At 71.2% G+C, this 14,294-nt stretch carries 15 protein-coding genes; 10 read left to right on the forward strand and 5 right to left on the reverse strand.

Annotated features, from left to right (window positions below; genetic code table 11):
• A complete protein-coding gene (locus WMR31_RS11240) occupies positions 1-1,332 on the reverse strand; it encodes a thiamine pyrophosphate-dependent enzyme (RefSeq protein WP_340538915.1) in 1,332 nt (443 codons plus the stop codon).
• Positions 1,333-1,508: 176 nt separating this feature from the next.
• Between WMR31_RS11240 and WMR31_RS11245 the strand changes: the two genes are divergently transcribed.
• The 4 genes from WMR31_RS11245 to paaK are packed head-to-tail and all read left to right on the forward strand — an operon-like array spanning position 1,509 to position 5,167.
• Positions 1,509-2,255 (forward strand): PadR family transcriptional regulator, encoded by a 747-nt coding sequence (locus WMR31_RS11245; protein WP_340538916.1) that lies wholly within the window; start codon positions 1,509-1,511, stop codon positions 2,253-2,255.
• A gap of 41 nt (positions 2,256-2,296) precedes the next feature.
• Complete coding sequence (locus tag WMR31_RS11250; protein WP_340538917.1) at positions 2,297-3,079, forward strand: class I SAM-dependent methyltransferase; 783 nt, start codon at positions 2,297-2,299, stop codon at positions 3,077-3,079.
• A gap of 4 nt (positions 3,080-3,083) precedes the next feature.
• Entirely contained in the window at positions 3,084-3,821 is a 738-nt protein-coding gene (locus WMR31_RS11255; RefSeq protein WP_340538918.1) for a class I SAM-dependent methyltransferase, read from the forward strand.
• A 38-nt stretch (positions 3,822-3,859) separates the two neighbouring features.
• A complete protein-coding gene (gene paaK / locus WMR31_RS11260; RefSeq protein WP_340538919.1) occupies positions 3,860-5,167 on the forward strand; it encodes a phenylacetate--CoA ligase PaaK in 1,308 nt (435 codons plus the stop codon).
• Between the two features lie 5 nt (positions 5,168-5,172).
• On the opposite strand, the gene WMR31_RS11265 is transcribed toward paaK, so the two are convergent.
• The 3 genes from WMR31_RS11265 to paaZ form a co-directional block, all read right to left on the reverse strand.
• Positions 5,173-5,775, reverse strand: coding sequence for a TetR/AcrR family transcriptional regulator (locus WMR31_RS11265; protein WP_340538920.1), 603 nt, complete (start codon positions 5,773-5,775; stop codon positions 5,173-5,175).
• Positions 5,776-5,857: 82 nt separating this feature from the next.
• The gene (locus WMR31_RS11270; RefSeq protein ID WP_340538921.1) at positions 5,858-6,151 is read right to left on the reverse strand and encodes an EthD family reductase; all 294 of its coding nucleotides are present in this window, start codon (positions 6,149-6,151) and stop codon (positions 5,858-5,860) included.
• Complete coding sequence (gene paaZ / locus WMR31_RS11275) at positions 6,151-8,196, reverse strand: phenylacetic acid degradation bifunctional protein PaaZ (RefSeq protein WP_340538922.1); 2,046 nt, start codon at positions 8,194-8,196, stop codon at positions 6,151-6,153. Before paaZ ends, WMR31_RS11270 begins: the two co-directional genes overlap by 1 nt.
• 120 nt (positions 8,197-8,316) lie before the next feature.
• Between paaZ and paaA the strand changes: the two genes are divergently transcribed.
• Genes paaA through paaI form a run of 6 tightly spaced genes read left to right on the forward strand, consistent with a single transcriptional unit; the run spans position 8,317 to position 12,612 of the window.
• Positions 8,317-9,288, forward strand: coding sequence for a 1,2-phenylacetyl-CoA epoxidase subunit PaaA (gene paaA / locus WMR31_RS11280; RefSeq protein ID WP_340538923.1), 972 nt, complete (start codon positions 8,317-8,319; stop codon positions 9,286-9,288).
• Complete coding sequence (gene paaB, locus WMR31_RS11285; RefSeq protein WP_340538924.1) at positions 9,285-9,584, forward strand: 1,2-phenylacetyl-CoA epoxidase subunit PaaB; 300 nt, start codon at positions 9,285-9,287, stop codon at positions 9,582-9,584. The genes paaA and paaB overlap by 4 nt, the downstream gene beginning before the upstream one ends.
• A 13-nt stretch (positions 9,585-9,597) precedes the next feature.
• Positions 9,598-10,560, forward strand: a complete 963-nt coding sequence (gene paaC, locus WMR31_RS11290) for a 1,2-phenylacetyl-CoA epoxidase subunit PaaC (RefSeq protein ID WP_340539068.1) — start codon at positions 9,598-9,600, stop codon at positions 10,558-10,560.
• Positions 10,557-11,084 carry a 1,2-phenylacetyl-CoA epoxidase subunit PaaD gene (paaD, locus tag WMR31_RS11295; RefSeq protein WP_340538925.1) on the forward strand — a complete coding sequence of 176 codons (528 nt, stop codon included), beginning with the start codon at positions 10,557-10,559 and terminating at the stop codon, positions 11,082-11,084. The genes paaC and paaD overlap by 4 nt, the downstream gene beginning before the upstream one ends.
• Positions 11,085-12,140, forward strand: coding sequence for a 1,2-phenylacetyl-CoA epoxidase subunit PaaE (gene paaE, locus WMR31_RS11300; RefSeq protein WP_340538926.1), 1,056 nt, complete (start codon positions 11,085-11,087; stop codon positions 12,138-12,140). It begins immediately after the preceding gene.
• A complete protein-coding gene (gene paaI, locus WMR31_RS11305) occupies positions 12,133-12,612 on the forward strand; it encodes a hydroxyphenylacetyl-CoA thioesterase PaaI (RefSeq protein ID WP_340538927.1) in 480 nt (159 codons plus the stop codon). The genes paaE and paaI overlap by 8 nt, the downstream gene beginning before the upstream one ends.
• Before the next feature lie 59 nt (positions 12,613-12,671).
• Here the strand turns inward: paaI and WMR31_RS11310 are convergent, their stop codons facing one another.
• Positions 12,672-14,192 carry a hypothetical protein gene (locus WMR31_RS11310; protein ID WP_340538928.1) on the reverse strand — a complete coding sequence of 507 codons (1,521 nt, stop codon included), beginning with the start codon at positions 14,190-14,192 and terminating at the stop codon, positions 12,672-12,674.
• Positions 14,193-14,294: the final 102 nt, after the last annotated feature.

Consider the following 14,294-nt stretch of genomic DNA (forward strand, 5'->3'; position numbering starts at 1 on the left):
TCACCACGCGTCCTCGCCGCTGCCTCCGACCAGGGCGCCGCGAAGCTGATCGAGTGCGGCTTGGCTGTCGGCATCGGCGTTCTGGAAGTCCTGGATGACTGCCAGGAGCATCGCGTTCCCTTGCCGGACATCCCAGGCCAGGTCGCGGATCGAGATGGAGTTGTTGTAGCCGAGGATGCCCATGAACGTTGTCACGCCGCCGGAGCGGAGTCCGACCTCGCGTGCTGAGGACGAGAGCAACCCGCCGTCGTCGGCTCCGGCTGTGATCTTCGGATCGGCTTGATCCAGTCCGCTGGCGAGATTGATCAGGCCGCTGCTGAGCGAGTCGATGACTGGCTGACCCGGCAGGACAATCTCTAGGCCACTCGCATCCGCCACGTCGAACAGGCTGGCGTCAGAGTCGTCGAAGACCCCGTCCCCGTTGTCGCTGACCCGCGGGGTGAGGTCGAACAGGGGTCGGTTGTCCTCGAAGACCTTCCACGCCGTATTGAGCGCTTCCATCACTAGGGTCTCTTGCTTGGTGATGGCAGCGTCGATGTCGTCGAGGCCGCCCTCGAAGGCTTCCATCAGCTTGTCGTAGCTGTCGCCCTGCCGTTCGACCTCGAATGCTTCGGCGAGGTCGGTGGTCGCTGAGATCGCGGTGATCGTCGCGCTGGCGATCGAGTACGGGAGGGTGACGCCTGCGCTTGCGACGGCGCTGGCGCCAGAGATGGCCGCGCCCGCGAGGGCGAGGACGAAGTCGAGGCCGGCACTGCTCGACGTCCTCGAGTAGTCGTGGAGTGCGGTCGTCGAGTCTTCAACGACCTTGTCTCGATCGGTGCGGGCATCGGTCCAGATCTGCTTCTCGGCCGCCCATGCCTCGGTGACGATCGCGGCGAGACAGCCGTGATTGTTGATCACCGCTGGAAGTTGGCTCACGAAACTGTTGTTGAACGCGTCCATCGCGGCGCCGTGGAAGTCCTTGGCGTTGTTCCTGACAGTCTCGAAGTATCCGCCGAGAGCGCCGGCAAGAGACGTGCCATCGCCGATGTTGAGCGCTGTGAGCGCCTCCTGAGCCTTCACCATGCCGCCGTTCAGTTCGGCAGGATCGGGCATACGATCCTCCTGCCACGGCTTCAAGGCATCGTCGACGCGAGTGCGTATCTGCGCGAACTCGTCGGTGAGGTCGATCTCGGTGAGCCAACCGTTGCTGTCGGATTCCTGTCCTGTGCCGTCCTTCTCGACTCGCGCGCTGTATCCGACGCCGATCATCGTGTAGCTGCTGTCGACTGACCATCCGTTAGATCGCATGTAGGCGTCGATCGCCGCCTGCTTCAGTGCATCGATGTCCATCAGATTCTCCCCGAGATGTCGAATCCGTAGCGGTCGCTACCCGGTCCCCCTCCCCAGGGGTGAACGGTTGAAACCAGCTCCCCTTGAACCGAGCCGCGCAACGATCTACGCTAGCGATATATCGCGACCTAACTCAGAAGAATCGCGATACCACGAACTCGAAAGGGGGTCCCGCGATGGGACACCGAGGAACGAACCGACACTGGGCCGGAGGGCCCGACAGCAATCCCTGGCGCCAGCACGGCGGACGGGGCGAGCACGGACGTCGCGACGACGGTCCCTGGGGCTGGGGCGGTGGATGGAGCGGCGGCTGGGGCGCTCCGAGTGGTCGCCCGACCGGCGCCCACGGAGGGCCGCCGCCCTGGCTCGCCGGCCTGTTCGGCATGGGCCAGCCCGAGCGCGGCCGCGGGCCGCGGGTCCGGCGCGGGGACGTACGCAGCGCGATCCTCGACGTGCTGGCCACCGCGGCACGGGCCGAGGAGCCGATCAACGGCTACCAGGTGATCCAGCAGATCGCCGAGCGCAGTGAGGGGCACTGGAGGCCGAGCCCCGGCTCGGTCTACCCGACCATCCAGCAGCTCCAGGACGAAGGCCTTGTGGAGGCCGACGACGAGCGCGGACGCCGCACGCTGCGGCTCAGCGAGGCGGGGCTGGCCTACGTCGAGGACAACGCCGACGAGCTCGCCGCGGTGTGGGCCCCCTTCGAGCGGTCCGCCACCAAGGAGACCGCCGTCGGGGAGAACATCGACCTGAAGTCCGAGATCGGCCAGGTCATGAGCGCGGTGTGGCAGCTGGTCACCAGCGGCTCCGACGCCCAGCGCCGCGCCGCCGTGCAGATCCTCGCCGACACGCGGCGTGCCCTCTACGGCGTCCTGGCCGACGGACCCGAGGGACACGCCGAGGAGCGCGACTCCGACGAGTAACGCGGTCGACACCAGGCGTGCACCGGCGCGACGATGAGGCCGTGACCTCCCGAGGGCTCAGCTTCGGTGCCGCGGCGTCGGCCTACGAACAGCACCGGCCCGGCTATCCGCAGGAGTTGGTCGACCTGGTGCTCGCCTACGGACGCGAGCGCCGGGAGATCCGGACGGCACTCGAGATCGGCGCGGGCACCGGCAAGGCCACGCGTGCCTTCGCCGGGGCCGGCGTCGTGGTCACCGCGACCGAGCCGGACGCCGCGATGCTCGCCGAGCTGCGCCGTCAGGTGCCCGAGGTCGAGACGATCCACGCGCCGTTCGAGGACGTCGCCGTGATGCGCCGCTTCGACCTGGTGTTCGCGGCCGCCGCTTTGCACTGGACGTCGCCCGAGGGCCGCTGGGAGCGCGTGGCCGCGCTGCTGGCGCCCGGCGGGACGTTCGCCTCGTTCGGAGGGCCGGTGGAGATCGCCGACGCCCGGCTGCGGGAGCGGGTCGAGCAGGCCCGCGCGCGCTACGTCATCGACGACGACATCCCGGCGCCCGACGGCACCGATGAGACGAGCCCGATGCGCTGGCCCGGCTCCGAGCTGGAGGCGAGCCCGCTCTTCACCGACGTCCGGCAGGAGCATCTCGCACGCCGGCTCACCCTCTCGGCCGACGACTACCTGGCCCACCTGGCGACCATCTCGGCCTACCTCCAGCTGGCCCCGGCGATCCGGACGGCGGCGTTCGCGGCGATGGGGGAGGCGCTGCCCGGCCAGGTCGAGCTGAGCGCCGATCTCACCGTGCACCTGGCCCGGCTGGGAGCGCCGACCGAGCCGTTTGAATAGGTCCATGGCTCACGAATGGGACGCGACCACCTACGACTCCCTCGAGCTCCCGCACGAGGAGTGGGGACGCCGCGTCCTGGACCGGCTGCGACTCGCCGGCGACGAACGGGTCCTCGACGCCGGGTGCGGCACCGGGCGTGACGCCGAGGCGCTGCTCGCCCGCTGGCCCGGCGTCCGGCTGGTGGCGCTCGACGGCTCCTCACAGATGCTCGACGTCGCCCGCGAGCGTCTCGGCGACGGCGTCGAGCTGGTGCACGCCGACCTGACCGAGCCACTCCCGCTCGACCCGGCCGAGCCCGTGGACGCGGTGATGAGCGTCGCGGCCTTCCACTGGGTGCGCGACCACGACCTCCTGTTCGCCCACCTCGCCGCGGTGATGCGTCCCGGAGCTCGGCTGACCTCCGACTGCGGTGGACGCGGCAACGTGCGCAACCTGGACGCCGCGATCGCCGCCGCCCTCCCCGAGCCGCCCGAGGTGTGGGAGTTCGCCGGCGTCGACGACACCCGCGAGCGCCTGGAGCGAGCCGGCTTCGACGTCGAGGACGTGCGGCTGCGCGAGCACCCCTTCCGCATCGAGGATCGGGCGACGTTCGAGGCCTACCTCGCCTCGGTGTGCCTCAGCGGCTATCTCCGCGACCTGCCCGAGGACCAGCATCGCGACTTCGTGAGCGCGGTCGCCGACGGCTTCGAGGCGCCGGTGATCGACTACGTCCGCCTCGAGATCGACGCCGTCCGCCGCTGATCCGAGCGCCACCCCGCCGCTCGGGCCATGATGGTGGCATGCGCGACCTCAGCCCGCAGCCCGGCGACCTCGAGCCGATCGAGACCGCCTCGACCGACGAGCTGCGAGCGCTCCAGACCGAGCGGCTGCGCTGGACGATGCGGCACGCCTACGAGCACGTGCCGCACTACCGCGCGACCTTCGACGCCGCCGGAGTGAGCCCCGGCGACATCGTCGAGCTCGCCGATCTCGCCAAGCTGCCGTTCACCACCAAGGCCGACCTGCGCGAGAACTACCCGTTCGCGATGTTCGCGGTGCCGCGCGAGGAGGTCGCCCGCATCCACGCCTCGTCCGGCACCACCGGAAAGCCGACGGTGGTCGGCTACACCCGTGACGACCTCGACGTCTGGGCCGACCTGGTCGCCCGCAGCATCCGCGCCGCCGGCGGCCGCGCCGGCGACCTGCTGCACAACGCCTACGGCTACGGCCTGTTCACCGGCGGACTCGGCGCCCACGCCGGCGCCGAACGGCTCGGCTGCACCGTCGTCCCCGTCTCCGGCGGCATGACCGAGCGGCAGGTGCAGCTCATCGCCGACTTCCGCCCCGACATCATCACCGTCACCCCGACCTACATGCTCGCGATCATCGACGAGATGGAGCGCCAGGGCCTCGACCCGCGCGCGACGTCGCTCAAGGTCGGGATCTTCGGTGCCGAGCCGTGGACCAACGACATGCGCCGCGAGATGGAGGAGCGGCTCGACATGCACGCCGTCGACATCTACGGCCTCTCGGAGGTGATGGGCCCCGGCGTGGCCAGCGAGTGCGTCGAGACCAAGGACGGCCTGACGGTCTGGGAGGACCACTTCTATCCCGAGATCATCGACCCCGTCACCGGCGAGGTGCTGCCCGACGGCGAGGAGGGCGAGCTCGTCCTCACCTCGCTGACCAAGCAGGCGATGCCGATCATCCGCTACCGCACCCGCGACCTCACCCGCCTGCTGCCCGGCACCGCACGCACGATGCGGCGGATCGAGAAGATCACCGGTCGCACCGACGACATGATCATCCTGCGCGGCGTGAACCTGTTCCCCACCCAGATCGAGGAGCTGATCCTGCGCACCCCCGAGCTCTCGCCGCACTTCCAGTGCGTGCTGGAGCGCACGGGCAGCCTCGACTCGATGACCGTGCTGGTCGAGCGCCGCGAGGGCGTGCCCCCGGAGTCGGCGGCCGAGGCCGGCGTCGTCCTCCAAGGGCTGGTGAAGAACTCGATCGGCGTCACGGTGAGCATCGACGTCGTAGCCCCCGACAGCGTCGAGCGGTCGCTGGGCAAGATGCGCCGCATCGTCGACCGGCGTCGGGTTCGCTAGCTTCGCTAACGCGGCGTCAGACCCTCGAACGCGGTGACCGTGAGGGTGTCCGCGACCTGCTCGACGCTCACCGGACCACCGAGGCGATACCACTCGACCAGCGAGTTGACCATGCCGAACAGCAGCCGGCTGACCAGGTCGGGCTCGAGATCGGAGCGCAGGTCGCCGGCATCGATCGCGTCGCGCACGAGCGCCGCGAGCCGCCGGTCGATCGCCCGCCGCCGGCGCAGGGCCTCGCGCTCGGTCTCGGAGTTGCCGTGCACCCGCAGCAGCAGGGTGACCGCCGGCTGGTGGGCCACCAGCACCTCGACGCTGCGCCGGACGACGTCGCGCAGCCGTTCGTAGGCCGTGCCGGACGCCGTCCGGGCCTGGGCCACGGTCGCCTCCAGCTCGGTGAGCGCCTCGTCGAGCGCAGCGGCGAGCAGCTGGTCCTTGCTGTCGATGTGGTGGTAGACCGCCGACTTCGTGACCCCGAGCGCTCCGGCGATGTCGCCGACGCTGGTGGCATCGAACCCTTTGCGGTTGAACAGGTCGATCGCTGCCGCGAGCACCGCCGCCTGGTCATGGCCCGGCCGCCCGCGCCGCGCCGGCGCCGCCGGTGTGCTCACGGCTGCACCTTCCAGAACGCCGAGTCGGCGTTTCTGCTAAGCAGAAGTGCCGACTCGGCGTTCATTTCGGCCAAGGCGGAGGTCAAAGCGCTTCGACCTCGCCGGTGAACATGGCGCGGCGGGCGACGTCGTAGGTCTCGGCGTCGGCGGCGGCCGCGGCCATCTCGGGGGAGGAGAGGCCCTGCTTCATGGCGTCGCCATCGACGAACCAGAGCTCGGCCACCAGGTAGGGGGCGCCCTCGCCACGGGGGCGCATCAGGGTGAATCGCTGCACGCCGGGCACTGCGTGCACCAGCGGCACGTGGCGCTCGCGGTAGTCGGCGAGGAAGGCCTCGCCGTCGGCCGGCTCGAAGTACTGGACGGTCAGCTTGTGCATCAGGAATCGAGCTCCTTCGCGACGAGGGTAAGGACGTCGTAGGTGGCGACCGGCTCCCCGGCCTCGTTGGTGACCACCGCGTCCCAGCGGACCTCGCCGTAGTCGGCGGAGGTGCGTGGGGTGATCTGCTTGACCGTGAGGGTGACCGCGATCGTGTCGTCGGCCTTGACCGGGGTGAGGAAGCGCAGGTTGTCGACGCCGAAGTTCGCCAGGACCGGTCCCGGGTCGGGGTCGACGAACAGCCCTGCGGCCAGCGACACCACGAGGTAGCCGTGGGCGACGATGCCGCCGAAGAGCGGGTTGCGCGCCGCGGCCTCCTCGTCGGTGTGCGCGTAGAACGTGTCGCCGGTGAACTCCGCGAAGTGGTCGATGTCGGCGCGGGTGACCTGGCGCGGGGCGCTGGCGATGGTGTCGCCGACGCGCAGCTGCGCCAGCGACTTGCGGAACGGGTGGGTGCCGTCGTCGGAACGGCGCGAGCCGGTGGTCCACCGGCCGGTGATCGCGGTGAGCATGTCGGGGGAGCCCTCCAGTGCCGTGCGCTGCATGTGGTGCAGGATCCCGCGGACGCCGCCGAGCTCCTCCCCGCCGCCCGCGCGGCCCGGTCCGCCGTGCACCAGCACCGGCAGCGGCGAGCCGTGGCCGCCCGCGGCCGCCGCCTCCTTGGCGTCGTCGCGGTCGAGCACCAGGATCCGGCCGTGCCAGGGTGCGAGTCCGAGCACGAGGTCGCGGGCGACGTCGCCGTCGTGGGTGACCACCGACGCCGCCAGCGAGCCCTTGCCGCGCCCGGCCAGCCGGACCGCCTCGGCCACGTCGTCGTAGCCGATGAGCGTGCTCACCGGGCCGAAGGGCTCCACGTCGTGCGGCTCGACCGCGCCGTCGTGGGCGCGCAGCAGCACGGGGGAGAGGAACGCGCCGCGCTCGGCGTCGGCGTCGACGAGGGTGACGTGGTCGGGGTCGCCGAAGACCAGGTCGGACGAGGCCCGCAGCGACTGGATCGCCTTGCGGACCTCCTCGCGCTGCTCGAGCGAGACCAGCGCGCCCATCCGCACGCCGTCGGCCCGCGGATCGCCCACGGCGATGCCGGAAAGGCGCGCGGAGATCGCATCGGCGACGTCGTCGAGCAGCGCCCGCGGCACGATCGCGCGCCGGATGGCGGTGCACTTCTGCCCGGCCTTGACGGTCATCTCGGTGACGACGCCCTTGACGAACAGGTCGAACTCGGGGTCGCCGGTGGCGACGTCGGGGCCGAGCACCGAGCAGTTGAGGGAGTCGGCCTCGACGGTCAGCTCGACGCCGTCGTGCAGGACGCTGGGGTGGTTGCGCAGCAGCCCGGCGGTGTGGGCCGAGCCGGTGAAGCCGACCTGGTCCTGGACGGTGAGCTCGTCGAGCAGGCCCTCGGGGCTGCCGGCGAGGAGCTGCACCGTGCCCTCGGGGAGCAGGCCCGACTCGACGATGCGCCGGACGACCGCCGCGGTGAGGTAGGCGGTCTGGGCGGCCGGCTTCACGATCGTCGGCATCCCGGCGATGAACGTGGGGGCCAGCTTCTCCAAGAAGCCCCACACGGGGAAGTTGAAGGCGTTGATCTGGACGGCCACGCCGGGGCGGCTGGTGAAGATGTGCTGCCCGAGGAAGGTGCCGCCGCGGCCGAGGTGCTCGAGGCCGCCGTCGAGGTAGACGGTGGAGTTGGGCATCTCGCGGGTGCCCTTGCTCGCGATGGAGAACACGGTGCCGATGCCGCCGTCGATGTCGACCGCGGAGTCGCCTCGCGTGGCGCCGGTGCGGAAGGAGAGCTCGTAGAACTCCTCCTTGACCGACATCAGGTCCTTGGCCATCGCCTTGAGCAACGAGGCCCGCTCGTGGAACGTGAGCCCCGCGAGCGCGGGGCCGCCGACGTCCTTGGCGTAGGCGACCATGGCGGCCAGGTCGAGTCCGGTGGAGCTGACTCGGGCCACCTCCTCGCCGGTGACGGCGTCGAGCACCGGCCGGCCGTCGTCGGGTGCGCGATACCAGCGTCCGCCGGCGTAGCTCTCGAGCAGTTCGGTCACGGTGGGACTCCCGTCGATCGATGGTCGGGCAGTGGCGGGCGCTTGCGTGCCCGGCCGGTGCATGCCAAGGTATTACAGACCGCTCGGTCAGTAAAGGCCGCTCAGGCAAGGGAGGACGCCGTGGCGACGACCAGTTCCGAGACCCCCACACACCTGCCGGACGACGAGCTGCAGGCGCAGTTCGAGGCCACGATCGAGCGCGGCGACCGGATCGAGCCGCGCGACTGGATGCCCGAGGGCTACCGCAAGACCGTCGTGCGGCAGGTGGCCCAGCACGCGCACTCGGAGATCATCGGGATGCAGCCCGAGGGCAACTGGATCACCCGGGCGCCGTCCCTGCGGCGCAAGGCGATCCTGCTGGCCAAGGTGCAGGACGAGGCGGGCCACGGCCTCTACCTCTACTCCGCCGCCGAGACCCTCGGCGTCTCGCGCCAAGAGCTCACCGAGATGCTCATCGAGGGACGGCAGAAGTACTCCTCGATCTTCAACTACCCCACCCTCTCCTACGCCGACGTCGGCGCCATCGGCTGGCTTGTCGACGGCGCGGCGATCTGCAACCAGGTGCCGCTGTGCCGCACCTCCTACGGCCCCTACGGCCGCGCGATGATCCGGATCTGCAAGGAGGAGTCCTTCCACCAGCGGCAGGGCTACGAGCTGCTGATGACGATGATGCGCGGCACCGACGAGCAACGGGCCATGGTGCAGGAGTCGGTCGACCGGTTCTGGTGGCCGGCTCTGATGATGTTCGGCCCGCCCGACGCCGACTCCCCGAACACCGCGCAGTCGATGGCCTGGGGCATCAAGCGCAACACCAACGACGACCTGCGTCAGCGCTTCGTCGACATGAGCGTCCCGCAGGCCGAGGCGCTCGGCGTCACCTTCCCCGACCCCGAGCTCGCGTGGAACGAGGAGCGCGGCCACTACGACTTCGGCGAGCCCGACTGGGAGGAGTTCATGCAGGTGGTCAAGGGCAACGGGCCCTGCAACGCCCAGCGGATCGCGCATCGGCGTCGCGCCCACGACGACGGCGCCTGGGTGCGCGAGGCGGCCACCGCCTTCGCCGATGCGCAGGCGGGGGAGGCGGCGTCATGACCGGCCCAGGACGCGAGCGCGAGTGGCCCCTGTACGAGGTGTTCGTGCGCGGCAAGCGCGGCCTGAACCACGTCCACGTCGGCTCCCTGCACGCCCCCGACGACGAGATGGCGCTGCGCCACGCCCGCGACGTCTACACCCGGCGCAACGAGGGCGTGTCGATCTGGGTGGTGCGCGCCGACGCGATCACCGCCTCCAGCCCCGACGAGAAGGACCCGCTCTTCGCGCCCAGCGGCGACAAGGTCTACCGGCACCCGACCTTCTACGCCATCCCCGACGACGTTCCCCACATGTGAGCCGGTGACCGAGATGTCGCACTCCACTCCCGACCCCAACGCCGAGACCGGCAGCGTCTACGACGGACTGATGGAGCACCACGACGTCGTCGGCATGGGAGGCGACGCGTCCCAGTGGGCCTTCGGCACCGACTTCGAGGACCCGCTGGCCGGCGTCGACACCACCGTCCCCGACGGCGTCGACCCCGCCGCGCTCGCCGCGTACTGCCTGATGCTCGGCGACGACGCGCTGATCATGTCGCACCGCCTCAGCGAGTGGTGCAGCAATGCGCCCGACCTGGAGGAGGACATCGCGCTGGCCAATGCCGCGCTCGACCTGCTCGGCCAGGCCCGGCTGCTGCTCGCCCGGGCCGCCGCGGCCGACCCGGCCGTCGTCCCGGAGCTCCCGGAGGCCTCGCCGGTGCCGGCCGAGGACGCGCTGGCCTTCTTCCGCGACCCCGACGGCTTCCGCAACGTGCGCCTGGTCGAGGTGCCGCACGGCGACTTCGCCCATGTCGTCGTCCGGCTGCTGGTGTTCTCCACCGCCCGGCTGGCGGTGCTGCAGCGGCTCACCGAGAGCCGCGACCCGGTGCTCGCCGCGACCGCCGCCAAGGGCATCAAGGAGCTTACCTACCACCGCGACTACGCCGGGCGCTGGTTCCTCACCCTGGCGCGCGGCACCGAGGAGTCCCGACGACGGCTGGTCGCCGCCCTCGAGGAGCTCTGGCCGCTCTACCCCGAGCTGCTCGCCACCCACCCGGTCGAGGCCGAGGTCGCCGCGTCGGGAGTGGGCGTCGACCCGTCCGGCACCGCTGGGGAGGTCGACGCCGTGCTCGACCAGGTCCTCGCCGTCAGCGGCGTCGAGCGTCCCGAGCGCGGTGCCCTGGCCGGCGTCCGCGGCCGCACCGGCCGCGACGGCATGCACACCGAGGCGCTCTCGCGGCTGCTGGCCGAGATGCAGGTCGTCGCGCGCGCCCACCCCGAGGGTCAGTGGTGAGCCCGGCCATGGCACCCGAGGTCGCGCCGTCGCTGGCCTGGCGGATCGCCGCCCAGGTCACCGACCCCGAGATGCCGATGCTCACCCTGGAGGACCTCGGCGTCCTGCGCGAGGTCCGCGAGGTGGGCGACAGCGGCGACGAGGTGGTCGTCACCATCACGCCCACCTACTCCGGCTGCCCCGCGCTGGCCACGATGCGCGACGACCTCGTCCGACGTCTCGGCGAGGCCGGCTACGACGCGCGCGTCGAGATCGCGCTCTCGCCCGCGTGGTCCAGCGACGACATCACCGAGCGCGGCCGGGCGGCGCTTCGCGAGCACGGTCTCTCCGCCCCCGGACCGGCGCCGGCCGCGGCGAGCGGCCCGATCGCGCTCACCCTCCTGCCGACCCGTCGAGGGCTGCACTGCCCGCGCTGCGGCTCCGCCGAGGTCGAGCTCACCTCCGAGTTCGGTGCCACCGCCTGCAAGGCGCTCTACCGCTGCACCGCCTGCCTCGAGCCCTTCGAGCACGTGAAGGAGATCTAGATGGTGGCCTTCCACCCGTTGCGGGTCCGCGAGGTCGAGAGCCTCACCGACGACGCCGCCGCGGTCACCTTCGAGGTGCCGGCCGACCTGGCCGCGGAGTTCGAGTTCGTGCCCGGGCAGTCGCTGACGCTGCGCCGGGTCGTCGACGGCGTCGAGCACCGGCGGCAGTACTCCATCAGCGCCCCGGCGGGGGCGGCGCCGCGCGTCGGCGTCCGCGAGATCCCCGACGGGATGTTCAGCCGCTGGCTGGTGCGCGAGGTCCGCGCCGGCGACGAGATCGAGGTGCAGGCCCCCGGCGGCCGGTTCTGCCCCGACCCGGCGATGCTGGAGAGCGGGCGTCATCTGTGCATCGCGGCCGGCTCCGGCATCACCCCGATGCTCTCGGTGGCCTCCAGCGTGCTGGCCTCCGGCGGCGACGTCACGCTGCTCTACGGCAACCGCACCAGCTCCTCGGTGATGTTCGCCGAGGAGCTCGCCGACCTGAAGAACCGCTACGGCCCGCAGCTGCAGCTGGTGCACGTGCTCAGTCGCGAGCCGCGCGACGTCGAGCTCTTCAGCGGGCGCCTGGACGCCGAGCGGCTCGGCCGGCTGCTCACGCTGGTGGCGCCTGCGGCGACGTTCGACCACGTGTGGCTGTGCGGGCCGCACGCGATGATCGAAGACGCCCGCGGCGTCCTCGGTGACCTCGGGGTCGCTGCTGAACGGGTGCACTTCGAGCTCTTCTACGTCGACGCCCCGCCGCCCGAGCTGCACCGCCCCGACGCCGAGGTGAGCGGCGAGACGGTCGAGGTCACCGTCGTCCTCGACGGGCTCACCACCACCGCGCCGCTCCCGGCCGACCAGACCATCCTCGACGGCGCCGCGGCGATGCGCTCGGACCTGCCCTTCGCCTGCAAGGGCGGCGTGTGCGGCACCTGCCGAGCCAAGGTCACCTCCGGGGCGGCCGACATGCGTCGCAACTACGCCCTGGAGCCGGCCGAGGTCGAGGCCGGCTTCGTGCTCACCTGCCAGTCGTTCCCCACCGGCGACGCCGTCACGGTGGACTTCGATGCCTGAGCCGGCGGAGCCTGTGGAGGAGACCCCCCAGCAGGTCGCCGAGCGCAGCGCGCAGGTGATGCTCGCCGGCGACCGTGCCACCGCCGCGATGGGCATGGTGCTCGACGACGTCGGCCCCGGCTATGCCGTGGTCTCGATGACGGTGCGACCCGACATGGTCAACGGCTGGGGTGCCGCCCACGGCGGGCTCATGTCCGCGCTGGGCGACACCGCCTTCGCCGTCGCCTGCAACTCGTTCGGCGAGGTCACCGTGGCGGCCGGATTCGACGTCACCTTCCTCGCGCCGGTGCGCGAGGGCGACGACCTGGTCGCCACCGCCCGTCTGCGCAGCCGGTCCGGCCGCTCCGGCGTCTACGACGTCACCATCGCCCGCCGCGCCGACGCTCCTGATCGCGAGCCGACGCCCGTGATCGAGTTCCGTGGCCGCAGCCGCTCCCTGGGCCGCCCCATCGAACCCGGCGCGACCCACTAGAACGCTGACCCGTCCGCTATAGCGGACGGGTCAGCGAAGATTGGTGAGTCAGGTGGGGGTCACCACTGCTCGGCGGGCTCGTCGATCAGGCCGATCTTGGGCACGCGGACGGTGCGGGCACCGGGCTTGCCGCCCAGGATCACCTTGCGGAGCGAGACGTTGTCGTCCTGCGTCGACTCGATCAGGCGGCCGCGGGGGTTGGCGATCGTGGCGATGTAGTAGGTGCCATTGGGCAGGCCCTTGAGGTTGAACGACTGGCCGGCGCGGAACTGGGCGTAGGTGTCGCCCCACCCGGCCGCGAGGACCTCGCGCAGCGACAGCGAGTCGGGCGCACCGCAGTCGGTGGAGAGGTCGGTGTTGGTCGGGTTCCAGTCGGCGTCGGGGACGGTGAGGTCGACGGCGTCGGTGTTGGCCAGGCAGAAGGCCTCCTTGCGCGAGGTGACCGCGGTGGTCTTGTCGGCGCGCAGCAGCGTGTAGCGGGCGAAGTCGCGGAAGTGCCAGTGCTGGTGGCTGGCCTTGGTGTCGAACTCGAACGTGCCCACCGGCTGGTAGCCGGTCTGCTCGCCGTCGGCGTTGAAGAAGTACTGGTAGGCGTGCATCAGGCCCTGCTTCTTGTCATCGGCGAAGCCGTCGACGACCAGCGGGCTGTCGCCGGCGTTCCAGACGGTGGCGGCGAAACGCAGGAAGTTGCCATTGCCCGCGACCGAGATGCCCCAGGCCGGGAGCGAGCGCAGGTTCGGGGTGGGACCGGACGCCGCGCGGGCATCGCTGAGCACCCGGCCGGTCGGCCCGGTCGTGCCGGAGGGCTCGGCGGTGCCCCGGTGCGGCGGCTGCGCGCCGTCGTGTCCGCTGCCGTGATCGTGGTCGTGACCGTCGTCGGTCTCCCGAGTGACGACGACCTTCGTGGTCCGCCTCGCATCCCCGGCGGCCAGGCCCAGCGCCTTGGCCCACTTCGGCAGCACGGTGGTCGTCACGACGTACCGGCCCAGGGGCAGCCGGATGGCGCTGCCGCCGTCACCGAACAGCGAGTTCGACCACCCGGCCTGGATGCCCTGCACGCTGCCGAGGCTGTAGGGGTTGGCGAAGCAGTAGGTCGGGTACGGCGAGTACGCGTCGGCGTCGGGGCGGACCCGTGTGCCCTCGCTGTTGAGGCAGGCGTCCTTCTTGCGGAACATCACCGGCTTCCCGGTCCTGGCGTTCACGACCTTGATCTGCACGAAGTCGTCGAGGCCGTTGAACGTCGACATCGAGCCCGCCGGCAGCGCGACGTCCCCCGCAGACGTGCGGAGCACGGTCTGGATGGGCTGGTCGTAGGACGAGCGCGTCGACCACAGCTCGATCGGCTCGGATCCCGCGACCAGGCGGACGCCGAGGTCGACCGCGGCGACCTTGCGCTTGCCCCACGCGATGGCCTGGGTCTTGGCGGGGGCCCACAGCTTGGGCGAGATCGCGGGCGCGGCGGGTGCCTGCGCGCTGAGACCGGCCGAGGGGCCGGCGGAACCGGTGAGCCCGATGACGGCGGCCAACGGACTGATCAAGGCGGCCGTGGTGAGTACGGCCAGGCGACGGTGTCGGATCACGGGCGATCTTCTCTCTGGTCAGGGTGAGACGACAGTCGTCTCCATGAGAGAGACGCACGTCACAGCGCATCGGTTGCCTCCGACGGGCAACTGTTTCCAGAT

This window comes from Nocardioides epinepheli, from assembly GCF_037936805.1.
Classification (GTDB): domain Bacteria; phylum Actinomycetota; class Actinomycetes; order Propionibacteriales; family Nocardioidaceae; genus Nocardioides.